Source organism: Polaromonas sp. P1_G2 (assembly GCF_056405515.1).
The window spans coordinates 25,667-48,709 of the sequence record NZ_JBFUBY010000001.1 but is presented as its reverse complement, the minus strand read 5'-3'; the positions used below and the strand labels follow the sequence as shown (position 1 = coordinate 48,709).

At 64.9% G+C, this 23,043-nt stretch carries 23 protein-coding genes; 12 read left to right on the top strand and 11 right to left on the bottom strand.

Going from position 1 to position 23,043, the window contains the following annotated elements; translation table 11 throughout:
* Position 1: 1 nt before the first annotated feature.
* Positions 2–418, top strand: coding sequence for a hypothetical protein (locus AC1D0P_RS00235; protein WP_477674836.1), 417 nt, complete (start codon positions 2–4; stop codon positions 416–418).
* A 198-nt stretch (positions 419–616) separates the two neighbouring features.
* Positions 617–1,240 (top strand): 4'-phosphopantetheinyl transferase family protein, encoded by a 624-nt coding sequence (locus tag AC1D0P_RS00230; protein ID WP_477674835.1) that lies wholly within the window; start codon positions 617–619, stop codon positions 1,238–1,240.
* Positions 1,241–1,247: 7 nt separating this feature from the next.
* On the opposite strand, the gene AC1D0P_RS00225 is transcribed toward AC1D0P_RS00230, so the two are convergent.
* The 10 genes from AC1D0P_RS00225 to hutC form a co-directional block, all read right to left on the bottom strand.
* Complete coding sequence (locus AC1D0P_RS00225) at positions 1,248–1,955, bottom strand: class I SAM-dependent methyltransferase (RefSeq protein ID WP_477674834.1); 708 nt, start codon at positions 1,953–1,955, stop codon at positions 1,248–1,250.
* Between the two features lie 373 nt (positions 1,956–2,328).
* Positions 2,329–3,717 (bottom strand): formimidoylglutamate deiminase, encoded by a 1,389-nt coding sequence (locus AC1D0P_RS00220; RefSeq protein ID WP_477674858.1) that lies wholly within the window; start codon positions 3,715–3,717, stop codon positions 2,329–2,331.
* 12 nt (positions 3,718–3,729) lie between these two features.
* Positions 3,730–4,551, bottom strand: coding sequence for an N-formylglutamate deformylase (gene hutG / locus AC1D0P_RS00215; protein WP_477674833.1), 822 nt, complete (start codon positions 4,549–4,551; stop codon positions 3,730–3,732).
* A gap of 46 nt (positions 4,552–4,597) precedes the next feature.
* Positions 4,598–5,392 carry an amino acid ABC transporter ATP-binding protein gene (locus tag AC1D0P_RS00210; protein WP_477674832.1) on the bottom strand — a complete coding sequence of 265 codons (795 nt, stop codon included), beginning with the start codon at positions 5,390–5,392 and terminating at the stop codon, positions 4,598–4,600.
* The gene (locus AC1D0P_RS00205) at positions 5,389–6,057 is read right to left on the bottom strand and encodes an amino acid ABC transporter permease (RefSeq protein ID WP_477674831.1); all 669 of its coding nucleotides are present in this window, start codon (positions 6,055–6,057) and stop codon (positions 5,389–5,391) included. Before AC1D0P_RS00205 ends, AC1D0P_RS00210 begins: the two co-directional genes overlap by 4 nt.
* Positions 6,058–6,078: 21 nt before the next feature.
* Positions 6,079–6,837 (bottom strand): transporter substrate-binding domain-containing protein, encoded by a 759-nt coding sequence (locus AC1D0P_RS00200; RefSeq protein WP_477674830.1) that lies wholly within the window; start codon positions 6,835–6,837, stop codon positions 6,079–6,081.
* A 27-nt stretch (positions 6,838–6,864) separates the two neighbouring features.
* The gene (locus AC1D0P_RS00195) at positions 6,865–7,599 is read right to left on the bottom strand and encodes an IclR family transcriptional regulator (protein ID WP_477674829.1); all 735 of its coding nucleotides are present in this window, start codon (positions 7,597–7,599) and stop codon (positions 6,865–6,867) included.
* 190 nt (positions 7,600–7,789) lie between these two features.
* On the bottom strand, positions 7,790–9,004 hold the full coding sequence (hutI, locus tag AC1D0P_RS00190) for an imidazolonepropionase (RefSeq protein ID WP_477674828.1): 1,215 nt from the start codon (positions 9,002–9,004) through the stop codon (positions 7,790–7,792).
* Entirely contained in the window at positions 9,001–9,561 is a 561-nt protein-coding gene (locus AC1D0P_RS00185; RefSeq protein WP_477674827.1) for a HutD/Ves family protein, read from the bottom strand. Before AC1D0P_RS00185 ends, hutI begins: the two co-directional genes overlap by 4 nt.
* Positions 9,558–10,268 (bottom strand): histidine utilization repressor, encoded by a 711-nt coding sequence (gene hutC, locus AC1D0P_RS00180; protein WP_477674826.1) that lies wholly within the window; start codon positions 10,266–10,268, stop codon positions 9,558–9,560. The genes AC1D0P_RS00185 and hutC overlap by 4 nt, the downstream gene beginning before the upstream one ends.
* 196 nt (positions 10,269–10,464) lie before the next feature.
* Here hutC and hutU point away from each other — a divergent pair, with 196 nt between their 5' ends.
* Genes hutU through AC1D0P_RS00140 form a run of 8 tightly spaced genes read left to right on the top strand, consistent with a single transcriptional unit; the run spans position 10,465 to position 19,166 of the window.
* On the top strand, positions 10,465–12,171 hold the full coding sequence (gene hutU, locus AC1D0P_RS00175; RefSeq protein WP_477674825.1) for a urocanate hydratase: 1,707 nt from the start codon (positions 10,465–10,467) through the stop codon (positions 12,169–12,171).
* A 5-nt stretch (positions 12,172–12,176) separates the two neighbouring features.
* On the top strand, positions 12,177–13,190 hold the full coding sequence (locus AC1D0P_RS00170) for an ornithine cyclodeaminase family protein (RefSeq protein WP_477674824.1): 1,014 nt from the start codon (positions 12,177–12,179) through the stop codon (positions 13,188–13,190).
* 21 nt (positions 13,191–13,211) lie between these two features.
* On the top strand, positions 13,212–14,039 hold the full coding sequence (locus tag AC1D0P_RS00165) for a phosphate/phosphite/phosphonate ABC transporter substrate-binding protein (protein WP_477674823.1): 828 nt from the start codon (positions 13,212–13,214) through the stop codon (positions 14,037–14,039).
* Positions 14,039–15,010 carry a Bug family tripartite tricarboxylate transporter substrate binding protein gene (locus tag AC1D0P_RS00160; RefSeq protein ID WP_477674822.1) on the top strand — a complete coding sequence of 324 codons (972 nt, stop codon included), beginning with the start codon at positions 14,039–14,041 and terminating at the stop codon, positions 15,008–15,010. The genes AC1D0P_RS00165 and AC1D0P_RS00160 overlap by 1 nt, the downstream gene beginning before the upstream one ends.
* Positions 15,011–15,017: 7 nt before the next feature.
* Positions 15,018–16,562 (top strand): histidine ammonia-lyase, encoded by a 1,545-nt coding sequence (gene hutH, locus AC1D0P_RS00155; protein ID WP_477674821.1) that lies wholly within the window; start codon positions 15,018–15,020, stop codon positions 16,560–16,562.
* Positions 16,563–16,614: 52 nt separating this feature from the next.
* The gene (locus AC1D0P_RS00150) at positions 16,615–17,571 is read left to right on the top strand and encodes an ABC transporter substrate-binding protein (RefSeq protein ID WP_477674820.1); all 957 of its coding nucleotides are present in this window, start codon (positions 16,615–16,617) and stop codon (positions 17,569–17,571) included.
* Positions 17,572–17,583: 12 nt separating this feature from the next.
* Positions 17,584–18,363: an ABC transporter permease gene (locus AC1D0P_RS00145; RefSeq protein WP_477674819.1), complete on the top strand. Its 780-nt coding sequence runs from the start codon at positions 17,584–17,586 to the stop codon at positions 18,361–18,363.
* Positions 18,360–19,166: an ABC transporter ATP-binding protein gene (locus AC1D0P_RS00140; RefSeq protein WP_477674818.1), complete on the top strand. Its 807-nt coding sequence runs from the start codon at positions 18,360–18,362 to the stop codon at positions 19,164–19,166. Before AC1D0P_RS00145 ends, AC1D0P_RS00140 begins: the two co-directional genes overlap by 4 nt.
* Here AC1D0P_RS00140 and AC1D0P_RS00135 read toward each other — a convergent pair.
* A complete protein-coding gene (locus AC1D0P_RS00135; protein WP_477653312.1) occupies positions 19,163–20,125 on the bottom strand; it encodes a YeiH family protein in 963 nt (320 codons plus the stop codon). The two genes, AC1D0P_RS00140 and AC1D0P_RS00135, sit on opposite strands and share 4 nt — an antisense overlap.
* A gap of 258 nt (positions 20,126–20,383) precedes the next feature.
* Here AC1D0P_RS00135 and AC1D0P_RS00130 point away from each other — a divergent pair, with 258 nt between their 5' ends.
* Together AC1D0P_RS00130 and AC1D0P_RS00125 are read left to right on the top strand one after the other, a co-directional pair.
* The gene (locus AC1D0P_RS00130; RefSeq protein ID WP_477674817.1) at positions 20,384–21,199 is read left to right on the top strand and encodes a glycine betaine ABC transporter substrate-binding protein; all 816 of its coding nucleotides are present in this window, start codon (positions 20,384–20,386) and stop codon (positions 21,197–21,199) included.
* Between the two features lie 50 nt (positions 21,200–21,249).
* Entirely contained in the window at positions 21,250–23,043 is a 1,794-nt protein-coding gene (locus AC1D0P_RS00125) for an aromatic amino acid lyase (RefSeq protein ID WP_477674816.1), read from the top strand.

Here is a 23,043-nt window from a genome sequence, read left to right as displayed (position 1 = left end):
CATGAAATCGAAAATTTTTGCCTATCTTCTTCTCGCACTGGCATTCGCCGCAGGCCCGGCCAGCGCACGCTACCCGCTACCCATCGTCAACCACCCCGACGTTGCCGTTGTCACCAGCAGCGGCACCGCGCCTTCCGGTGAGCGGGTCAAGCAGGCCATCCTGGCCGGCGCCGCCGCAAAAGGCTGGACGATTGCCCAACAGGCGGACGGCAAAATCCAGGCAACCCTCGTGGTCCGCAACAAGCACACCGTCGTGGTGCTGATCTCCTATACGCCCCAAAAGTATTCGCTGACCTACAAGGACAGCATCAACATGAACTATGGTGAACGAAATGGCGAGCCGGTCATTCATCCGTTCTACAACACCTGGGTGCAAGACCTCAAGGACGCGATTCGCACCGACCTTCTCAAGGCCTGATAGCCACCGCAAGCCGCTGAGCAAGGCATGACCGGCACGGCCTGCATAGAACGGCAAAACGCAGACATGACGCTGCCTGGGACTCCGGCTGGCATTCCCACCAGCGTCACCCTTGAAAGCATCGAAGCTGTTCATGCCCGCCTCCCCGCAGGCGGAACAGGCTGGCTGAGCCTTCCCGAACAAGCCAGGCTTTCGGGCATGACGTCTCCAGGGCGCCGCAGGCAGTTCATTGCCGGGCGCTGGCTCGCGCGCCAATGCCTGGCGGCCCATGCAGGCGGCCACTGGCAAGACTACGCCTTGTCCACACCCGATGATGCTGCTCCCGAAATTCTGGCGCCACCGCCCGGCGCCTCTCCCATCGGACTTCATTTTTCGCTGAGCCATAGCGGCGACTGGGTTGCCTGCGCCGTTTCAGCGCGCCCTGTGGGCGTGGACGTGGAGTGCAATGACCGTCCACGTGACTTTCAGGCGCTCAACAACTGGGTTCATGAAGCTGGCGCGCTCCAGGGCTGGGCCGCGAAGACCCCGCAGCAACAGCAGGATTGGTTCTACGCCCAATGGACGCTGAAAGAAGCCTGGCTCAAACAGTTTGCCTCGGCCTCAGGCCGGCCTTCCATGAAGTCAGTGCGATTTGAATCCTGCACCCATGACGGGAATCCAGCGGCCATGACGGGCCGAAACGCCTTGCTGACCCTGGCGATATATCCCACCACGGCCATGAGCCCGCAACTGCGCGGAGAGGCCCTGCGGCAGCTCGAATGGACTTACTGGAGCAAGGTGGAGCCAGGCAGCAGCCTGACCGCCCCCGGCAGCCCCGCGTAGCCGCCCTTCAGGGTTTGATGGCTACCGCATTGATCAGCGTTTCTTCCCTCTGTTTGGGCACGGGCACGCCGATCCACTCCAGGAAGCCGATGTCCCTGCGGCTCCACCACAGGTAGGGAAATGAAATTCGTTCCGGCGGCAAATCAAAGCCGGCCGACTGGATCATCGCGATATATTCGGGCGCCGTGCGCTGCACTTCCATCGGATGCTTGAACAACAGGCGGATCTGCAAGGAGTGGATGTATTCACGCGTCGATTCAGCGAACAGCAGCACGCCTCCCGGTTTGAGCACCCTGAAAAATTCGGCCATAGCCTCTTCTTGCGCGACGATGTGGTGGAAAGTCTGGTGGCAGAAAACCATGTCGAAATGGTTGTCCGGCCAGTCCATGCGCGACGCATTGCCGGCATGCAGCTCCACGGGACTGCCGCAAGCACGAGCTTGGGGACCCGCCCGTTCATGCAGGGACGGGTCGGCATCCATGCCCACAATAAGCTGAGGAGCAAAACAAGCGGAAAGTTCGGCAAAGGAGTGCCCAAAGCCGCAACCCACATCCAGAATGCGGTCGTACCGCCTCTGGGAAGGCAGCAAGGCCTGAAGATCCTTCAGCGCCCGGCGCAGTACCTGCACTTTCCAGGTGACAGAGCGCAGGAACCAGTTGCCAAAGCCTGTTTCCTTCACAAATGCGTCGACAGCCGACGTGGCATTCATGGTCATTCAAACTCCCTTTTGTGTCGATTTTTGGGTGCGGCAGCGACTGCCCGGCAGGATAGTTCAGGGTCATGCTGTATGCCCGGCCAGACGGGCCACCCTGCCCTCCATGTACCGATTGTCCGGCAAGCCGGGCGGGTCCATGACGCATCCGGCTAAAAAAGTACTTTTGAGGGCTATGAGCAGAGACCGGCGGTCAAGCGCCGGCCTGGGCCAAAAGCAAGCCTCCATTGGGAGCCGATCAGTTGCCGCACGGCATTGCCGGGAAATCAAGGCAGCCACCGGCCGAAAATTTTGCAAAAAAAACATTCTGCACGGCCAAGTCACCATCAACAGGACCCGGCTTGGAGTCCCGATGCAGCCAGCCCCGGGGGCGAAATCAGTCCGCCCACAACTCCCGCATGGCTCGAACAAAGGCCTGCGCACGCTCAGGTGAAGGCGCGGCGGTGCGTTCGCCCGCCACAAACATCTCGCCAAACGTAGCGTCCGGACTGGAAAACACCAGCGCGTCCAGCAGGTGGCCGGCCGGCACGCCCAGCAGCGCGGGGGACTCCAGGTCCAGCGTCACAAAATCGGCACGGTGGCCGGGCGCCAGGCCGCCTTGCATCCGGCCGGTGGCAGGGAAGCCGCCGGCCAAAGCGGCCTCGAACAGGCCGGCCGCGCTGCTTTCGTTCCCGAGGACACGCGCGGCGATGTTGCGCTGGCGCAGCGTGAGGCGCTGCGAGTATTCGAGCAGGCGCAGCTCTTCAGCCCAGCTGCGCGTGACGTGGCTGTCGGAGCCAATCGACCAGCGGCCGCCCGCCGCCGCGTAGGCCGGCAGCTCGAACACACCGTCGCCGAGGTTGGCTTCGGTCGCGGGGCAGATCACGATGGCCGCGCCGGTGCCCTGCACACCCAGCAGTTCGGCCGGCGTGGCATGGGTGGCGTGCACCAGGTTCCAGCGGGCGTCGATGTCGGCGTTGTTCAGCAGCCATTCGATCGGGCGCTGGCCTGTGTGTTCCAGGCAGTCCTCAACTTCCTGCGTCTGTTCGGCGATATGGATGTGCATCGGCAGGCCGGCCTCTTTGGCGGCGGTGCCGAGTTCATGCAGGGCGGCCGGGCCAGCGGCGCGCAGCGAGTGCACGGCGACGCCGACGTTGATGCGCGCATCGCCTTGTGTTTGCCGCTGGATTTGCTCGACCACACGCATCACGCTCTCGGGTGTCGAGGCAAAGCGGCGCTGGTCTTCGCGCAGGCCCGCGGCCTTGAAGCCGGAGCGCATGTACAGCGTTGGCAATAACGTGAGGCCGATGCCGGTGCGCTGCGCGGCACGCACCAGGGCCAGCGACATCTCGGCCGGGTCGGCATAGGCCTTGCCGTTCACGTCGTTGTGCAGGTAATGGAAATCGCAGACCTGGGTGTAACCGCCGGCCAGCAGCTCGGCGTAGAGCTGGGTCGCAATCGCCTCGAGCTGCTCCGGTGTGATGCGGTTGGCCGCGCTGTACATGCGGTCGCGCCAGCTCCAGAAATCGTCAGACGCATGCGCGCCGGCGCTGCGGCGCTCCGTGAGGCCCGCCATGGCGCGCTGGAAGGCATGGCTGTGTGCATTGACCAAGCCGGGCAGCACCGGGCCGGGCAAGAGTGTCGCGCCTTGCTGTTGCTGCGCCGTAGCACCGGGCAACACGCTTTGCCAGCTGCCGTTGGCGGCCACCGTCAACAGGACGTCTTTGGCCCACGCGCCCTGCACCCAGGCCTGGGGCGCGAAAAATGTCTTGATGCCGCTGCTCATCATCATGGTGTCTCAGGCGTAAAGGTGGTTGGCGGCCTGCAGCGCGCCGGCCACCATATTCCTCAGCAGGGGCTGCACCTGCCAGGCCAGGGCCTCGTCATAGGCGTAGGGCGCCACTTCCTGCATGTAAAGGCTCTGGCACATCTCGAGCTGCACGGCATGCACGTCTTGCGCGGACTGGCCGTAGTGGCGCGTGATGTAGCCGCCCTTGAAGCGGCCGTTGACGGCGATGCTGATGTGGGGCGCGGCCTCGCAGGCCTGCACCACCGCGGCGGTGATGGATTCATGCGCGCTGGCGCCGCTGGCGGTGCCGATGTTGAGGTCGGGCAGCTTGCCTTCGAACAACCAGGGAATTTGCGAACGTATGCTGTGCGCGTCCCACAGCAGGGCAAAGCCGTGCTGCGCTTTCAGGCGCGCGAGTTCGGCGGCCAGGGCTGAATGGTAGGGCTGCCAGTAGGCTTCGCGCCGCCTCATGCGCTCTTCGGGGCCAGGCTCACGGCCGGCCTGGTACAGCGGCGCGCCGCTGAAAAAACGCGTGGGGCACAGCTCGGTGTTGGAGGCGCCCGGGTACATGGGCGCGTCGTCGGGCGGGCGGTTCAAATCGATCACATAGCGCGAATAGCGCGGCCGCAGCACGCTGGCGCCCAGCAGGGGCAGGAAGTTGTAGAGCCGATGCAAATGCCAGTCGGTGTCTTCGACCTTGAGCGCTTCGGCCGTGTAGCCGCCCTGCAGTTCGGCGGGGATTTCCGTGCCTATGTGCGGCATGCTGACCAGCAAAGGCACGTGCCCCTGATGCAAGCTAAAAACTCCGCTGTCGTCGCTGAAGTCATTCATGGGATGGATTCCTGAAAAAATTGAGCGCCCGGAAGGCGGCCCGCGATCAGTTCCGTGACAGCACGGCCTGGAGGAAATCCCGGGTTCGCGCCTGCGCCGGGTTGGTAAAGATGATATCGGGCGGCCCGGCCTCGATCAACACGCCGCCATCCATCACCACCACCACATCGGCCACTTCGCGCGCGAAGTCCATTTCATGGGTCACGACCATCATGGTCATGCCCTCGCCCGCCAGCAGCTTCATGACCTGCAAGACCTCACCCACCAGCTCGGGGTCCAGCGCCGAGGTGGGCTCGTCAAACAGCATCAGCTGGGGTTGCATGGCCAGCGCGCGGGCAATCGCGACCCGCTGCTTCTGCCCGCCCGACAGGCTGGCCGGCATGGCATGGGCTTTTTGCACCAGGCCCACCTTGTCGAGCAGCGCCAGGGCTTCGGCTTCCGTTTGCTGCCTGGACAAGCCGCGCACCTTGCGCGGGCCGACGGTGATGTTGTCGATCACCGACAGGTGCGGAAACAGGTTGAAGGACTGGAACACCATACCGACGTCTTCACGCAAATGGTTCAGCGCCTGGTCGTCCAGCATGCGGCCGGCATCGGCCAGCACGCGGCCGCAGATTTCAACCCGGCCGCTGTCGGGCGTTTCCAGCCCGTTGCAGCAGCGCAGGAAGGTACTTTTGCCAGAGCCGCTGGGCCCGATGACAACGACCACCTGCGAGGGCTGGACTTCAAAATCAATGCCGTGGAGCACGACGTGCTCGCCAAAAGATTTTCGCAATCCCCGGATGTTGACGATGGGGGCGCCGGCGGCGGGTGTAGGGAAGGTGGGTTGCGGCGTGTTCATTGCACCATGCCTCCGGCGCGCAGCCGCTGCTCGATACGGCGCAGCGCCAGCGTCGTCAGCCCGGTCAGCACAAAATACATGACGGCAATCACGAGGTAGACCTCCAGTGAACGATAGGACACGCTGATGATTTTTTGCCCCTCGTGCATCAGCTCATGGATGGTCAGCAGCGACACCAGCGCGGAGTTCTTGATCAGCGCGATGAATTCGTTGCCCAGCGGCGGGATCATGCGCACCAGCGCCTGCGGCAGGATGATGTTGCGCATGGCCGTTCCGTAGGACATGCCGACCGAACGCGCAGCCTCCATCTGGCCCTTGTCAATCGACTGGATGGCGCCGCGCACGATCTCCGACACGTAGGCGCCGGAATAAATGCCCAGGCCTATCACGCCGCACAAAAACGCCGGCAGCATGATGCCGAACTGCGGCAAACCGAAAAACAGTATGAACAGCTGCACCAGCAGCGGCGTTCCGCGTATGGCCGCCACGTAGCTGGTGCACAGCGCATAGACCACGCGTCTGGCCGGATTGAGGCGCCCGATCCCCACCAGCAAGCCCATGATGCAGCCAAGCACCAGAGCCACCGCCGTGATTTCCACGGTCACCAGCGCACCCGACAGCAGGTTGCGCCACCCCGCGAAAGCGGGGGAGAAATCGAGTTCCATCCGATGCGCTCCCGGGTTTTCTTATTTGGCGGCGGCTGGAGCCGTGGTGTTGCTAAACCACTTCTTCACGATCTGCGCGTAAGTGCCGTCGGCCTTGAGTTTGGCCAGGGCGCCGTTAACGGCCTTGGTCAGCTCGGGCGTGTCCTTGCGCAGCGCCATGCCGTACTCCTCAGTGGTCAATTGCTGCTCGAGCACGCGCTGGCCGCCGCGGGTGCGCACGTACTGGAAGGCCGCCGGCTTGCCGGTTACGGCCGCGTCGGCGCGGCCGATGTCGACCAGGTTGAACATTTCCTGGTTCTTCTCGACTTCCACCAGCTGCACCTGCGGGTAGTTGGCGGCCAGGTAGCTCACGGACTTGGTGCCCACCTGCACGGTCACTTTTTTGCCATTCAGGTCGGCCAGTGTCTTGATGGCGGTATTGCCTTCCTTCACCATGGCCACCAGGCCGCCCGCATAGTAGGAATCGGTGAAGTCCACGACTTTCTTGCGCTCGTCGGTGATGTAGATGGCCGATACCGCCATGTCAAAGCGCTTGGAGACCAGCCCGGGGACCAGGCCCTTGAAGTCGATGTCTATCCACTCGATGCGCTTGTTCAGGGTCTTGGCGATGGCTTCCACCAGCTCGATATCGAAGCCGGTGCGTTTGCCGGCTTCAACATATTCCATGGGCGGAAAGGTGGCGTCGGTCCCGACACGAAGCACGTCCTGCGCATGTGCGCTGAAAGCGGCCAGGCCGAGGACGGCAACACAGGAAGCAAGGAATTGGCGGCGAAAGTTCATGGGGTCTCTCCAGGGGGTTAAATAAATTCAGCGGCTCAAACTTCGGGAAATACGGGCGGCGGTGACCACTGCCATCTGGATCAGGGGCGGGTGTTTGCCCTGAACACGCACGCTGGGCGCCATCAATGTCAGGGCGCCGACGGCTTGTTTTCCCATGGCGAACAGGGGCACGCTGACGCCCCAGACACCGGCATCCACTTCGCTGTCACTGACGGYGAAGCCGGCCTTGCGGATTTCGGCCAGTTCGGCCAGCAACTCGGGGGGCCGGCGATCAGGGGCTGGCGTGGCGCTCAATGCAGCGACCGACATATGGGCCAGCAGGCATTTGGCCGAGGCACCCTTTTCAAGGGGAACACTGCGGCCTTTTTCAAAAGAGCAGCGCAGGGATTGGCAGCTTTCGACCATGTCGATGCAAATGGCCTGGCCGTTGACCGCGACGATCAGGCCGACACTTTCCTGTGATTGTTGCGCCAGCATCAGCATTTCCTGGCGCGCCTGCTGCGCCAGATGGGACGCCACGTCGTAACCCAGGGCCAGCTGCAGGCTCAAAGGCCCGGGCGCATAACGGCCGTCCGTTTCAAGCACAAAACCCCAGCGCTTGAGCGAGAGCAACTGGCGGTAAAGCGTGCTCTGGCTCAAGCCCGTCTTGCCCAGCAGCTCCACGGCCGTCAGGGGGCGCCCATGCTGCGCCAGCGTGGCCAGCACCACCAGCGCGCGATCAACGGCGGAAGCGGTAGAAGGGGCGGGGGCATCGGGCAACATCGCGTCAGTATCCGGTGCTTGCCTGTACGCGCAAAGCACTATTTCTCATTGGCTGGGAATGGCTGTTTCTTTTTTGGCGTCCGGCGGCACGCAGGCTTTGCGCCGTCGGCGGCAACTCAGGCGCGACAGCTCACGCTCAGCTGCATGGCTAGTCCACACGCCGGCGCAGCGCACCGGCGTTGAGCAACATTCATACCAAGCGGCCTTTGAAGACAGTCTTCAGGCGCGGGTTCGCGCCAAGGGCATAACTCAATTCAGCCGGCCGCTGCACGCCCCACAGCACGAAGTCGGCCCGTTTGCCCTCCGCCAGTACACCGCGGTCGCGCAGGCCCAGGGCGGCCGCCGCATGGCGCGTGACGCCGGCCAGCGCTTCTTCGGGCGTCAGGCGAAACAGCGTGCAGGCCATGTTGAGCATCAGCAGAAGCGAGGTGCAGGGCGAACTGCCCGGGTTGCAATCGGTGGAGATCGCCATGGGCACGTGCTGCTCGCGCAGCAGGGCCACGGGCGGCAATCTGGTTTCGCGCAGGAAATAAAACGCGCCGGGCAGCAACACCGCGACGCTGCCGGCCGCCGCCATGGCCTGCGCGCCTTCAGGCGACAGCCATTCGAGGTGGTCGCAGCTGAGCGCGCCATACCGCGCCGCGAGCTGCGCACCGCCGCTGTCGCTGAGCTGCTCGGCATGCAGCTTSACSGGAATACCCAGGGCTTTGGCCGCGGCGAAGACACGTTCAGTCTGCGCGGTGCTGAAGGCGATGCGCTCGCAAAAGGCATCGACCGCGTCGACCAGGCCCTCGGCGTGCAATACCGGCAGCATCTCGAGCACGGCATCGACGTAGGCATCGGTGCGGCCGGCGAATTCGGCCGGTACGGCGTGCGCACCCAGAAAGGTCGTGCGTATGTCCACCGCATGAGCCTGCCCCAGCGCGCGCGCGACCGACAGCGCTTTGCGTTCGTGCTCGAGCGCCAAGCCGTAGCCGGACTTGATCTCGAGCGTGGTCACGCCTTCGGCGATTAATTCTTTGAGCCTGGGTGCGCTTTTCGCCTGCAGCTCCTGCGCGCTCGCGGCGCGGGTGGCCTTGACGGTGGAGGCAATGCCGCCGCCCGCGCGGGCGATGTCTTCGTAGCTTGCGCCGTTTAGGCGCAGTTCGAATTCATGGGCGCGGTCGCCGCCGTAGACCAGGTGGGTGTGGCAATCAATCAAACCAGGCGTGATGAGCGCACCGCCCGCGTCATGCTGCGTGCTGCAGCGCGCCAGCAATTCGGCCGGCAGTTCCGCGCGCCGACCGACCCAGGCGATGGACTCGCCCTCCACCACCAGCGCGGCATCTTCCATCAGTCCGTAGGGCTGGGCGGCATCGGCCTGCAGCGTGGCGATGTTGCAGTGGGTCCAGAGTTGCAGGCTCATGCGGGAATCTCCATCCAGAGGGCTTGCTGCGCGGCGACTCGCACCGCGGCGCTGCCCGTGACCGTGCGCCAGGCCAGACTGGCGGGGGCCAACTGCAGTACCTCCTCGTCCAGCAACACAGTGGCGGCTGAAGCGTGCGCGTACACGGCGATGGTGGTCCCGGCGTGCAGGGTTTCGGCAAAACGGCCTTCGATGCGGAGCATGCGCGAAGGCTGGGCGCCCCTGCGCACCATCAGGTTGAAGTCGCGCGTCTTGCCATCTATCAGTTCGCAATCCGTGGCGGCCGCACCGTCAAAGAACAAGGGCGCGTCGGCGGCCGTCACACGGTGCTGCTCACCCGCCACCTCCAGTTGCACGCCTGCGCCTTCGAGCACCGCGAACCAGCGCTCTATGCCTTCGAATTTCGAGAAAGGGCCGCTTTGGTCGACGTCGGCCACCGACATGCGCCAGGCCCAGTCGCCCGCATCAGGCCACATGGCCAGCTCGCGCGTAACGCCACCGCCATTGCGCCAAGGCGTGGCGGGAATGTCGGCCAGGTTCACGACATTCCAGCTCATGCCTGGAACTTCCCGGCAAAGCTGTAGCGCGAACCCGGGTACACCAGGCGTGCCACGCTGGCGATGTTGCTGCCGCTCACGGTGCGCCGCATCATGGCCAGGCAAGGCTCGCCCAGCTTGATCTCCAGGTGTTTGGCCTCGAGCGCTGAAGGCAGGCAGGCTTCGATCGAATAACTGGCTTCGGTCAAGGGCGCCTCGGCCAGCAGGTGGTGCGTGGGCGTGGTCTCGCTGAAATCGGTTTCCAGGTAGTGCGGCGCCGCCGCCGGGTTGACGTAGCGGTCTTCATACTGGATGGGCACGCCGTTCTCCAGATGGATCAGGATGGTGTGGAACACCCGGCCGCCCGACCGCAAGCCCAGGGTGCGCGCCAGGTCGGCGCTGGCTTTTTCGGATTCGGCCAGCAGCACGCGCGAGGTGTGCACATGGCCGCGTTCCACCACTTCCTCGTGAATGTCACGAATGGTAAGCGTGGACGAAATGCGGTGCAGTTCCGCAACGAAGGTGCCGGAGCCCTGGATGCGGGTGACCAGGCCCTCGCCCATCAGCTCGCGCAGTGCGCGGTTCACCGTCATGCGGCTCACGCCGAACTGCTCCATCAGCACGGATTCGCTGGGCACCGGGTCGCCCGGCTTCCAGGTGCCGGCGCTGATGCGTTTCTTGATGAATGCCTTGACTTGGCCGTAGGCGGGCAGTGGTGTGGTGGCCATGGTTCAGCGGGTGTGTAAGAAAAAAACATTGTCACCGCAAAAGGCCGGGATCGATCCCTTTGCAGCCCTTGCGCGCACAAACCGTAGATTACGCCAGTTGACACAAGTTGTATAGACAACTACGATTTATACCAGTCGCCGCGCATTCTTTTCTTGAATGTCCGAGAAGTTTTTGTTTTTATTTCCGGAGCAGCCCATGTCCGACCTTTCCCAAACCCCTTTCCTTGACAGCAAGGCCCGCCCGGTGCGTGCCCCCCGCGGCAGCACGCTGAGCTGCGCCAACTGGCAGATCGAGGCGGCCTACCGCATGATCCAGAACAACCTGGACCCGGAAGTCGCCGAAAACCCCGATGAGCTCGTGGTTTACGGCGGCATCGGCAAGGCCGCCCGCAACTGGCCAGCCTTCGACGCCATCCTCGACTCCCTGCGCAAGCTCAAGGCCGACGAAACCCTGCTGGTGCAGTCGGGCAAACCGGTGGGCGTGTTCCGCACCCACCCGGGCGCGCCGCGCGTGCTGATCGCCAATTCCAACCTGGTACCCAAGTGGGCGACCTGGGAGCATTTCAACGAGCTGGACCGCGCCGGCCTGATGATGTACGGCCAGATGACGGCCGGCAGCTGGATTTACATCGGCACCCAGGGCATCGTGCAGGGCACCTATGAAACCTTTGTGGAAGCGGGCCGCCAGCATTTCAACGGCGACCTGGCGGGCCGCTGGGTGCTGACCGCCGGCCTGGGCGGCATGGGCGGCGCGCAGCCGCTGGCCGCCACCTTTGCCGGCGCCTGCTCGCTCAACATCGAGTGCCAGCAGTCCAGCATCGATTTCCGCCTGCGCACCCGTTACGTCGACAAGCAGGCCAAGGATCTTGACGAAGCGCTGGAGATGATCAAGCACCACACCTCGCGCAAGGAGGCCGTCTCCATCGCGCTGTGCGGCAATGCGGCCGAGATCGTGCCCGAGCTGGCCAAACGCGCCAAGGCCGGCGGCCTGCGCCCCGACATCGTGACCGACCAGACCTCGGCCCACGACATCATCAACGGCTACCTGCCGATGGGCTGGACAGTTGCGCAATGGAAAGCCGCACAGAAAGACCCGGCCCAGCATGCCGCGTTGACCAAAGCCGCGGGCGAGTCCTGCGTGGTCCACGTCAAGGCCATGCTGGCCTTCCACGAAATGGGCATCCCCACGGTGGACTACGGCAACAACCTGCGCCAGGTTGCGAAAGACTTCGGCGTGGACAACGCTTTCGACTACCCCGGTTTTGTGCCGGCCTATATCCGCCCGCTGTTCTGCCGCGGTGTCGGCCCCTTCCGCTGGGTGGCGCTCTCGGGCGATCCGGAAGACATCAAAAAGACCGACGCGAAAATGAAAGAGCTGTTTCCGGAGAACAAGCACCTGCATCGCTGGCTGGACATGGCCGAGGAGCGCATCGCCTTCCAGGGCCTGCCGGCGCGCATCTGCTGGATAGGCCTGGGCGAGCGCCACCGCGCGGGCCTGGCCTTCAACGAGATGGTGAAAAGCGGCGAACTCAAGGGCCCCATCGTCATCGGCCGCGACCACCTGGACAGCGGCTCCGTCGCTTCGCCGAATCGCGAAACCGAAGCCATGAAGGATGGCAGCGACGCCGTGAGCGACTGGCCGCTGCTCAACGCCCTGCTCAACACCGCGAGCGGCGCGACCTGGGTCAGCCTGCACCACGGCGGCGGCGTGGGCATGGGCTACTCGCAGCACTCGGGCGTCGTCATCGTCTGCGACGGCACGGCCGACGCGTCGGAAAAACTCGCCCGCGTGCTGTTCAACGACCCGGCCACCGGCGTGATGCGCCATGCGGATGCGGGCTATGACATCGCCAAACAAAGCGCCAAAGACAACGGGCTGAACCTGCCCATGATAGGAAGCTGAAACACATGTCCGATAGCACCGCCGAGATCCATCTCACCTACCTGAACCATCCCGACGTCCAGGCCCTGGCCCTGACCGACGCGGAGATCATCGCCGCCGTCGAGCAGGCCCTGCACGCGCAGGGCAACAAGCAGACGACGATCGAACCGCGCATGCACCTGGTGCCGGAAAAAGACTACCCCGGCCACTTCAATGTGCTGCGCGGCTACATACGCCCGCTGGGCCTGGCCGGCGTGAAGGTGGTGGGCGACTTCTACAAGAACTATGAGCAGGGCCTGCCTTCGGAGCTGGCGATTCTCAACCTGTTCGACCCCAAGAACGGCTCGCCCAYCGCCATCATCGACGCCTCGGACATCACCGACATGCGCACCGGCGCCATCACCGCGCTGGGCGCCAAGCACCTGGCGCGCAAGAACTCGAAAATCCTGGGCCACATCGGCGCGCGCGGCACCTCCTACTGGAACGTGCGCCTGCTCGACTCGATCTACAACTTCGACGAAATCCGCGTGCACTCGCGCCGGCCCGAAAGCCGCAATGCCTTTGCCGCCAAACTTGAAAAAGACCTGGGCAAAAAGATCACCGTGACCGAGGACTGGGAGTCCTGCGTTCGCGGCGCCGACATCGTGGTCGAGGCTTCGCGCCTGGAAAAACCCACGCCCATGCTGAAGACCGAGTGGATCAAAAAAGGCGCCTGCGTGATTCCCTACGGCACCATGAGTGCGGTGGAGCTCTCGCTGACCGACATCATGGACAAGATGGTGATGGACGACTGGGGCCAGGCCAAGGCCGGACCGCTGGGCGCGCTGCGCGCCCATGTGGACGCCGGCAAGCTGTCGGAAACCACGCTGCACGCCGAACTCGGCCAGATCGTCGCGGGCCTCAAGCCCGGGCGCGAGAGCGATGACGAGACCAACCTGTTCTGGCACCGCGGCCTGTCGCTGTCGGACATCGCGCTGGGCGCCTTCATGCTCGAAAAAGCCAAGCGCATGGGCCTGGGGCAAAAGCTGCGTTTCCGCTGAACGGCCAGCAGGGTGCACGCCGTGAATTCACCACAAGCCGGGGAAGCGCTGGTCGCCAATGCCCGCATGTACTCGGCCACGCCGGCGGCCAAGGCCGACTGGAAGGCCTTGCTGGCCTGGGTGCTGGACCGCGCGGGCCTGCCCTGGGACTTGATGGACTACGACGCGCCCGCGCCGCTGTCGCTGCTGTGGGCGCGCGATGACCTGGGCCTGGCGATGATGTGCGGCCTGCCCTTCGCGCAGCGCGGCGCACAGCCTACGCTGGTGGCCGCACCCATTCCGTCGCCGGCGCGCTACGGCGGCAAACCGGTGTACTTCACCGACATCGTGGTACGCGCCGACGCGCCCTACCGCAGCCTGGAAGACACGTTTGGCGGCGTGATCGGCTACACCCTGGCCGACTCCATGTCGGGTGGCGTGGCCTTGCGCCATCATCTGGCGCCTTATCGCCAAGCGAAAGGCTCGCGCCTGTACCGCAAGGCCGTGGGCGAACTGATCAATGCGCGCGGCGTGATCACCGCCCTGGCCGAAGGCCGCATAGACGCCGGCCCGCTGGACAGCTACTACCACGATCTGCTCAAGGCCTACGACCCGGCCTTCGCCGCGCAGGTGCGCACGCTCACCAGCACGGCAGCGCTGCCGATTCCGCCGCTGGTGGCCACCGCCGCCTTGCCGCCCGAGACCTTGTCAAGCCTGCGCGAGGCGCTGCTGGCAACGGCCACGGCGGCTGAGACTGCACCGCTGATGCGGCGCCTGCTGCTCGCGGGTTTTGCCTTTCCCGACGCGAACGACTACCGGCCCCTGGCCGCCATGGACGGCGGGCCGGCGCCCACACTGGATGACATTTGATGAAGCTGCTGCCCACGCGATCCACGTTCCTGGCCTTGCTGCTCGCCGCTGCCTCCTTCGGCGCCGCGGCCCAGGCTTACCCCTCCAAACCGCTGCACGTCATCGCGCCCTTTCCGCCCGGTGGTCCCGTCGACGTGCTGGGCCGCGTGCTGGCGCAGGGCCTCTCGGAATCCATGGGCCAGCCAGCCGTGGTCGACAACAAGGTGGGCGCGGCCGGCAACATCGGCATTGACCAGGCCGCGAAAGCCGCACCCGACGGCTACACCCTGGCCATCGTCCCTTTGGGCAATATCGCGGTCAACCCGGCCCTCTATCCCAACCTGTCCTACAAGGCCACCGACCTCGCGCCCGTCACCATGCTGGCCACGGTGGAGAACGTGCTGGTGGTCAACAGCGCCGTGCCGGCCCGATCCGTCAAGGAATTGCTGGCGCTGGCCGCGCAGAAGCCGGGCGGTATCAGCTTTGCCTCGCCGGGCGCCGGCAGCCAGGCGCACCTGGCCGGCGAGCTGCTGGCCCTCAACAGCGGCGTGCAGCTGCTGCATGTTCCCTACAAGGGCATAGGCCCGGCGCTCAATGATTTGCTGGGCGGCCAGGTCAGCATGATGTTCGCGCAGATGTCTTCGGTGCTGCCCCACATCAAGAGCGGCAAGCTGCGCGCACTCGGCGTGGCCAGCCTCAAGCGCTCGGCCGTGATGCCCGAAACACCGACGATTGCCGAGCAAGGCCTGCCGCGCTTCGAGGCGGTGTCCTGGTATGCGCTGATGGTGCCGGCCGGCACGCCGCGCGCCGTGGTCGACAAACTCAATGCGGAGACCGTCAAGCTCTTCGCACGGCCAGAGCTCAAGGAAAAGCTGGCCGCGCTGGGCATGGAGGCCGCGGCCGGAAAACCTTCCGACCTGGCGGTCGCCATCCAGGCTGACACCCAGCGCTGGACCGACGTGATCCGGCAAAAAAACATCAAACCCGAATAACACAACCATGACCCTCACTCTCCAACCCGGCCGGCTCACCCTGGCGCAATTGCGCGACATCCACACCAGCAATAAGACGCTGTCCATCGATCCTTCGGCCACAGCGGGCATTCGCGCAAGCGCCGCGCTGGTGCAGAAAGCCGCGCAGGGCGGGGATGCCGTCTACGGCGTGAACACCGGCTTCGGCAAGCTGGCCAACCAGCGCATCGCGCAGGCCGACCTCGAAACCCTGCAGCTCAACCTGCTGCGCTCGCATGCCGTCGGTGTGGGCGAACCCATGCCTGAACGCGTCGTGCGCCTGGTGCTGCTGCTCAAGGCCGCAAGCCTGGCGCGCGGCTACTCGGGCGTGCGGGAAGTGGTCATCGACACATTGATGGCGCTCTACAACAAGGGCCTCACGCCGGTGATCCCTTGCCAGGGGTCGGTGGGCGCTTCGGGCGACCTTGCACCGCTGGCCCATTTATGCCTGCCGCTGATTGGCGAGGGCGAAGTTTTCTACAAGGGCAAGCGGATCGCCGCCGCCGATGCGCTCAAGCAAGCCGCCATCACGCCGGTCAAGTTGTCGGCCAAGGAAGGCCTGGCGCTGATCAACGGCACGCAGGTCTCGACCGCGCTGGCGCTGGACGCATTGCTCGCCACCGACCGCCTGTTCGAAGCCGCCGTGATTTCGGGCGCCGTGACGCTGGATGCCGCGCGCGGCAGCGACGGCCCCTTCGACCCGCGCATCCACGCGGTGCGCGGCCAGCCCGGCCAGATCGCCTGCGCCGCCGCCTACCGCGCCATCATGGTGGGCAGCGAGATCCGCCGCTCCCACCTCGAAGGCGACGACCGCGTACAGGACCCGTATTGCCTGCGCTGCCAGCCGCAAGTGATGGGCGCCTGCCTGGACCAGATGCGCTACGCCACGGAGGTGCTGATGCGCGAAGCCAATGCGGTGACCGACAACCCGCTGGTGTTCGCCGAGGACGAGACGCTGCTGTCCGGCGGTAATTTCCACGCGGAACCGGTTGCGCTGGCCTGCGATGCGCTGGCCGTCGCCATCGCCGAAATCGGCGCCATCACCGAGCGCCGCATCGCCATGCTGGTCGATACCGTGGCTTCGCGCCTGCCGGCCTTCCTGACGCCCGAGCCGGGCCTGAATTCCGGCTTCATGATCGTGCATGTGACGGCCGCTGCGCTGGCCTCCGAAAACAAATCGCTGGCCCACCCGGCCAGCGTGGACAGCCTGCCCACCTCGGCCAACCAGGAGGACCATGTGAGCATGGCGACCTTCGCGGCGCGCCGCCTGCAGCCCATGCTGCGCAATACCGAGTACATCGTCGCCATCGAACTGCTGGCCGCCGCGCAGGGCATTGAATTTTTGCGCCCGCTCAAGAGCTCGGCCGTGCTTGAAGGCGTGCTGCAACTGGTGCGCCAGGCCTCGCCGGCCATGATGCATGACCGCAGCCTGGCGCCCGACATGGAAAGGGTGCACCAATTGGTGGCGGGCGGGCGCATAGGCCTGGCCGGAGAGGCCCAAATCACCGAGTTAACCGCCTTGCGGCTGGCATGAAGCCTGCATACATTAGCGATACCGTTACCTCTACCTACACAGGAGCCTCTTCATGAAACAGCAACTCGTAATCTCCCTGCTGGCCGCAGCATCCGCCCTGGCCGTGGGCGCCGCCCACGCGCAGGAGACCAAGGTCGCCATCGGCATTTCGGGCTGGACGGGTTTTGCCCCGCTGACCCTGGCCAAGGAAGCCGGCATCTTCAAGAAGAACGGACTCGACGTCTCGATCAAAAAGATTCCGCAAAAAGACCGCCACCTCGCGATCGCCTCGGGTGACGTGCAGTGCGCCGCCACCACGGTGGAAACCTGGGTGGTGTGGAACGCCAACGGCGTGGCGACCACGCAGATCTTCCAGCTCGACAAAAGCTACGGCGCCGACGGCATGGTGGTGAAACCCGCGATCACCAAGATCAGCGACCTCAAGGGCAAGACCGTGGCCGCCAGCGCGCCCGGCACCTCGCCCTACTTCGCCCTGGCCTGGATGCTGAAGAAAAACGGCATGAGCACCAAGGACGTGAAGGTCGTCAACCTCGAGCCGCAGGCCGCGGCCAACGCCATGATCGCCGGCACCGACGGCGTCGATGCCGCGATGACCTACGAGCCCTACCTGGGCGCGGTGCGCGCCAAACCCGAAGCCGGCAAGATCCTCGCCACCACGCTGGACTACCCCATGGTGATGGACACCTTCGGCTGCACGCCCAAATTCCTGAGCGAAAACCCCAAGGCCGCCAAGGCCCTGGCCGACAGCTATTTCGATGCCGTCGAGATGATCCAGAAAGAGCCCAAGAAAAGCTTCGAGATCATGGGCGCCGACGTGAAGCAGAGCGGTGAGGCCTTTGAGGCCTCGTCTAAATACCTGCGCTGGCAGGACCGCGCGGCCAACCAGAAATTCTTTGCCGGTGAGCATGCCGCCTTCAGCAAGGAAGCCGCCGAGCTGCTGATGGAAGCGGGCATCATCAAGTCGCTACCCGACATGGGCAAGCTGGCTGATACGCGTTTTCTCAAGTAAGCACGCGAGCGCATGCGGCCACTCCAACCCGTAACGCCCGGCGCGCGCATCGCGCTGGGCATCAGTTTTTTTGTTCTGTTCTTTGCCGTGTGGGCTTTCTTCACGCTGGGCGGATATGTCTCCAAGACCTTCCTGGCCGACCCGATCACCATGGTGAGGTCGGGCTACGACCTGCTGGCCAACCAGGGCTTCATCAAGGACATCGGCATGACGGTCTGGCGGGTGCTGGGCGGCTTCGCCGTGGCGGCCCTGCTGGCGGTGCCGCTGGGCGTGATGATGGGCGCCTACAAACCGGTTGAAGCCTTCTTCGAACCCTTTGTGAGCTTTGCGCGCTACCTGCCGGCGTCAGCCTTCATTCCCCTGCTGATCCTGTGGGCCGGCATTGGCGAGACGCAAAAGCTCTCGGTGATTTTTATCGGCTCCTTCTTCCAGCTGGTGCTGATGATTGCCGTGAGCGTGGGCAACACGCGGCGCGACCTGGTGGAAGCGGCCTACACCCTGGGCGCGGCCGACCGCGGCATCGTGGTGCGCGTGCTGCTGCCCAGCGCCGCACCCGAGATCGCCGAAACCCTGCGCATGGTGCTGGGCTGGGCCTGGACCTATGTGATCGTCGCGGAGCTGATTGGCGCGTCCAGTGGCATAGGCCACATGATCACCGACAGCCAGGCGCTGCTGGCCACCGACCAGATCATCTTCGGCATCATCGTGATCGGCGTGTTTGGCCTGGTCACCGACCTGGCCTTCAAAGCACTGAACCGCAAACTTTTCCCGTGGGCACAGTTAGGCCGATGACTTCTTCCTCCCCCATCCTGACCGTTACCCAGCTGTCGAAAACCTTCGCCGCCAACAAAGGCCCAGGCACGGTGGCGCTACAAGCCACAGACCTGAGCGTCGCCGAAAACGACTTCATCACCATCCTGGGCCCTTCGGGCTGCGGCAAGTCCACTCTGCTGCGCATGGTGGCCGGGCTGGACACGCCGAGCAGCGGCAGTATCGTGCTGGACGGCAAACCCATCGCCGGCCCGGGCGCCGACCGCGGTATGGTGTTCCAGAGCTACACGCTGTTTCCCTGGCTCAGCATCCTGCAAAACGTCTGCTTCGGCCTGCGTGAAAAAGGTTTGGCGCTGGACGCGCAACTCGACATCGCGCACCAGTTCATCAAGAAGGTGGGCCTGCAGGGTTTTGAGAACCATTTCCCCAAGCAGCTGTCGGGCGGCATGCAGCAGCGCACCGCGCTGGCGCGGGCCCTGGCCAACAACCCGCGCATCCTGCTGATGGACGAGCCTTTCGGCGCGCTGGACCACCAGACGCGCGAGCTGATGCAGGAGCTCTTGCAGGGCATCTGGGAGGCCGAGCAGAAAACCGTGCTCTTCGTGACGCACGACATCGACGAGGCCATCTTCATGGGCAACCGCGTGGTGGTGATGAGCGCGCGTCCCGGCCGCATCAAGTGCGACATCGCCGTGCCGCTGGCGCACCCGCGCCACTACTCGGTCAAGACGACGCCGGTGTTCACCGAACTCAAGGCGCGGCTGACCGAGGAGATTCGCGTCGAAGTGCACCGCGCGGCGGGGCTGCAAGCCCCAGCGGCTTAAAGACCCAATCGCAGCACGATCACTGCGCCCAGCACCAGCGCGGCGATCAAAATCGTCTCACCGACCAGCATGGCGACGGGCTGCCAGCCCAGTTTCATGAGGTCTTCAAAACTGGTCTTGATGCCGGCCGCCGCGATGGCCGTCACCAGCAGCCAGCGCGAGGTGTCGCTGGCGGCCTGGGTCATGGCCGGCGTGAAAGCGCCTATGGTGGCCAGCAGCACGAGCACGATGAAGGCCAGCAGGAAGCCGGGCACCAGGGGTACCTCCTCATCCACCGCCTTGGCGTCGGGATGCTTGCGGTAGCTGATGGCGATCAACAGCACGATGGGCATCAGCAGCATCACGCGGAACAGCTTGACCACGGTGGCGGTGTCACCGACCTCGGGGCCCAGCATCATGCCGGCCGCCACCACCTGCGCCACRTCATGGATGGTGCCGCCCAGGAAGATGCCGCCCTGCGCGGGCGCCAGGCCTATCAGCTTCAGGGCAAAGGGATAAAGAATCATGCTCAGGGTGGAGAGCACCGTGACGCCGACCACGGCCAGCAGGGTGAAACGCTCGTTCTCTTTCGTCTGCGGCAGCACCGAAGAAATCGCCAGCGCGGCGGACGCGCCGCAGATGGCAACCGCACCGCCTGAAAGCACACCCTCCTCGCGCGGGCGCTTCAGCCATTTCGCGAGCAGCAGGCCGAACCCGATGGTGAGCGCCACCGCGACGACGATGACCAGCGCGGTCTCGACGCCGAGCTTGGCGACCTGTGTCAGCGTGATGCGCGCGCCCAGCAGGGCGACACCGACACGCAGCAGGGTGCGGCCACAAAAATCAACGCCGGTCTTGACCTTGGGGTTGCTGTTGAGGAAGTGAAAGGCCAGGCCTATCAGCAGCGCATACAGCAGCTGGGGCCCGCCGTAATGCTCGGACAGAAAGGTCGCGGCCAGGGCGATGACCACACACACCATGGCGCCGGGAACGCTGGCTTTCAGGAGGGAGACGGAAGGAAGAAAGGACACTGGAGAGGGGACCGGCGATAAGACCGGGGTAAAACGGAAAAAGGGCGGGAAAAGGGCGAARAAAGCACCGGCGGCGAGGCTTCCGGCTGTGGTCTGGTTTATGCGGAAAACAGCTATCACCGGGTGATTTTCCGTCTTGCACACGCTATTTCCATATGCTACTATTATTAGGTTGTATATACAAGTTGAGGCGCTGGAAGCACCAGGATGGCGCGGTTTCCAGGCACCGTCGGCTCCAAAAACTTCACCGAGCAGTTCGTGCTGGCCGAAATCTACGCGCAGGCGCTTGAGGCCGCCGGCATCAAGACCGAAAAGAAGCTCAACCTGGGCGGCACGCTGATCGCCCAGAAGGCGATGGAAGAAAAGCAGATCGACTTCTACCCCGAGTACACCGGCACCATGCTGCTGGCCGTGCTCAAGCAGGAGCCCATGACGGACGCCAAGGCGGTGTACGACAAGGTCAAGGACGCCTATGCCAAGATGGGCTTTGTGGTGCTGAACCAGTCCAACCTGAACAACGGCTACGTGATGGTGGTGCGTGCCGACACCGCCCAGAAGCTCAAGCTCGAAACCCTGTCCGACCTGGCCAGGGCGGCCAAGGACCTGAAGGTCGGCGCCGGCCCCGAGTTCCGTGACCGCAAGGACGGCCTGCCCGGCCTCAAGGCCAAGTACGACATGGTCTTCGGCGAAGACCTGCAGATGGCCATCGGCCTGCGCTACCAGGCACTGAAGAACGACCAGATCCAGGTCGTCAACGGTTATTCCACCGACGGCATGATCAGCGCGCTCAAGCTCAAGCGCCTGCGCGACGACAAGAGCCTGTGGCCGCCTTACTTCGTGGTGCCCGTGATCCGCAAGGAAGCACTCGATGCCAACCCCAAGATCGGTGAAGTGCTGAACCGCGTGAGCGCCCTGCTCGACGAAACCTCCATGGCCCAGATGAACTTCCAGGTCGACGGCGAAAAGCTCGAACCCAAGGACGTGGCCCGCGACTTCCTGAAGGCCAAGGGACTGGTCAAGTAATACGCGTCTTCCGGCGCTCCCCGCACGATCACCGTGAAAGCTTGCACGCCATGACACTCGCGGTCGGGGAACAATGGCTGCGCATCCATGACCTGGTGCGCGTGGCGCGCGGCGGTGAGCCGGTTTCACTGGCACCGCAAGCGCGTGAACACGTAGTCGCGGCGCGTGAGCTGGTCATGCGGCTGGCCACTTCGGGCCAGGCCATCTACGGACTCAATTCGGCACTGGGCGCCAACACCGGCGCGGTGCTGGCCGAAGGCGACCTTGAAGACTACCAGCGACGCGCCGTGCGTGCCCGGGCCGTGGCCGTGGGCCCGGCCTATGACAAGGCCTCGGTGCGCGCCATGCAGTTCGCCCGCATCGCCGGCCTGTCGCGCGGCGGCTCGGGCGTCTCGCCCGCGGTGCTGGACGCCTGCATCGCGATGCTGAACGCCCAGGTACATCCGGTGGTGCCGCGCTTCGGCTCCATCGGCGTGGCCGACCTTCCCCAGCTCTCGCACCTGGCCTTGCCGCTGTTCGGCGAAGGCCAGGCCGAGGTCCGCGGTGAAATTTTGAGCGGTGCCGCCGCGCTCGAACGCGCAGGCCTTAAGCCTGTGACCCTGGGCGCCAAAGACGGCCTCGCCTTGATCAGTTCCAACGCGGCCACCACGGCGCGCGCCGCGCTGGTGCTGCATGACGCCCACGTGGCGCTGGACGCCTGGCTGGCCGCCGTGGCGCTCGGTTATGAAGGCTTCAGGGCCAACCTGTCGCCGCTGCACCCTGGTGCGGTGGCAGCCCGGCCGGCGGCCGGCCAGGTCGAAGTGGCACGCCAGTTGCGCGAACTGCTCAAGGGCAGCGCCCTGCTGGAGCCGGGCGCCGCGCGCCGAGTGCAGGACCCGGTGTCCATGCGTGTGGTGCCGCAGGTGCACGGCGCCGCGCGCGACATGGTGGACGCGGCCTGCGCGCAGGTCGAGATTGAACTCAACAGCGCGGCCGACAGCCCGCTGGTGCTGGCCGAAGAGGGCGTGATGCTCTCCAACGGCAACTTCCACGTGCCGGGCCTGGCATTGGCGCTGGACGCCTCGGCGATTGCGCTGGCGCAGGCGGCCAGCATGTCGGTGTCGCGCAGCCAGCGTTTCATGTCGCCGGCGCTCACCGGCCTGCCGCTGCAACTCACGCGCCACGGCCCGGCCCATTCGGGCTTCGCCACAGTGCAGAAAACCCTGACTGCGCTCTGGGCCGAAGTGCGGCTGCGCGCCAACCCGGGATCGCTCGACTACCTGCCGGTCTCCGAAGCGCTGGAAGACCATGCCTGCATGGCGCTGGGTGTGGCGGAAAAACTGGGCGAACTCGWGGAGCGCGTGCGCTACCTGATCGCCATCGAATTGGTCATGACCATCTCGGGTTTTCTGTACACCATCCCGACGCTGGCCTTCCTGGCCTTTTTGATTCCCGTGGTGGGCCTGGGCCGCACCAACGCCATCATCACCATGGTGGCGTTCTCCCTGATGATCTTGATCCGCAGCGTCGCCACCGGCATACGCGAGGTGCCGGCCGACATCATCGACGCGGCGCGCGGCATGGGCATGAACAAGGCGCAGATCATGCGGCGCATCGAGCTGCCGCTGGCCCTGCCCCTGATCGTGGCGGGCCTGCGCGTCTCGGCCGTCACTGTGATCAGCGTGACGGTGGTGGCCGCCTACGTCAATGCGGGCGGCCTGGGCACGCTGATCTTCAACGGCATCGCGAGCGACCACCCGGCCAAGATCTGGACCGGCGCGCTGACGGTCTGCGCGCTGTCCGTCGTCGTCGACCTGGCGCTCGCCCTGCTCGAGCGGCGCCTGAAAAACCGGCGCGCAGCCTGA

Bases quoted from the DNA above. Each gene is read 5' to 3' on its own strand.
- AC1D0P_RS00235 (WP_477674836.1), top strand. From the start codon at position 2: ATGAAATCGAAAATTTTTGCCTATCTTCTTCTCGCACTGGCATTCGCC.
- AC1D0P_RS00230 (WP_477674835.1), top strand. From the start codon at position 617: ATGACGTCTCCAGGGCGCCGCAGGCAGTTCATTGCCGGGCGCTGGCTC.
- AC1D0P_RS00225 (WP_477674834.1), bottom strand. From the start codon at position 1,955: ATGACCATGAATGCCACGTCGGCTGTCGACGCATTTGTGAAGGAAACA.
- AC1D0P_RS00220 (WP_477674858.1), bottom strand. From the start codon at position 3,717: ATGAGCAGCGGCATCAAGACATTTTTCGCGCCCCAGGCCTGGGTGCAG.
- hutG (WP_477674833.1), bottom strand. From the start codon at position 4,551: ATGAATGACTTCAGCGACGACAGCGGAGTTTTTAGCTTGCATCAGGGG.
- AC1D0P_RS00210 (WP_477674832.1), bottom strand. From the start codon at position 5,392: ATGAACACGCCGCAACCCACCTTCCCTACACCCGCCGCCGGCGCCCCC.
- AC1D0P_RS00205 (WP_477674831.1), bottom strand. From the start codon at position 6,057: ATGGAACTCGATTTCTCCCCCGCTTTCGCGGGGTGGCGCAACCTGCTG.
- AC1D0P_RS00200 (WP_477674830.1), bottom strand. From the start codon at position 6,837: ATGAACTTTCGCCGCCAATTCCTTGCTTCCTGTGTTGCCGTCCTCGGC.
- AC1D0P_RS00185 (WP_477674827.1), bottom strand. From the start codon at position 9,561: ATGAGCTGGAATGTCGTGAACCTGGCCGACATTCCCGCCACGCCTTGG.
- hutC (WP_477674826.1), bottom strand. From the start codon at position 10,268: ATGGCCACCACACCACTGCCCGCCTACGGCCAAGTCAAGGCATTCATC.
- hutU (WP_477674825.1), top strand. From the start codon at position 10,465: ATGTCCGACCTTTCCCAAACCCCTTTCCTTGACAGCAAGGCCCGCCCG.
- AC1D0P_RS00160 (WP_477674822.1), top strand. From the start codon at position 14,039: ATGAAGCTGCTGCCCACGCGATCCACGTTCCTGGCCTTGCTGCTCGCC.
- hutH (WP_477674821.1), top strand. From the start codon at position 15,018: ATGACCCTCACTCTCCAACCCGGCCGGCTCACCCTGGCGCAATTGCGC.
- AC1D0P_RS00150 (WP_477674820.1), top strand. From the start codon at position 16,615: ATGAAACAGCAACTCGTAATCTCCCTGCTGGCCGCAGCATCCGCCCTG.
- AC1D0P_RS00145 (WP_477674819.1), top strand. From the start codon at position 17,584: ATGCGGCCACTCCAACCCGTAACGCCCGGCGCGCGCATCGCGCTGGGC.
- AC1D0P_RS00140 (WP_477674818.1), top strand. From the start codon at position 18,360: ATGACTTCTTCCTCCCCCATCCTGACCGTTACCCAGCTGTCGAAAACC.
- AC1D0P_RS00130 (WP_477674817.1), top strand. From the start codon at position 20,384: ATGGCGCGGTTTCCAGGCACCGTCGGCTCCAAAAACTTCACCGAGCAG.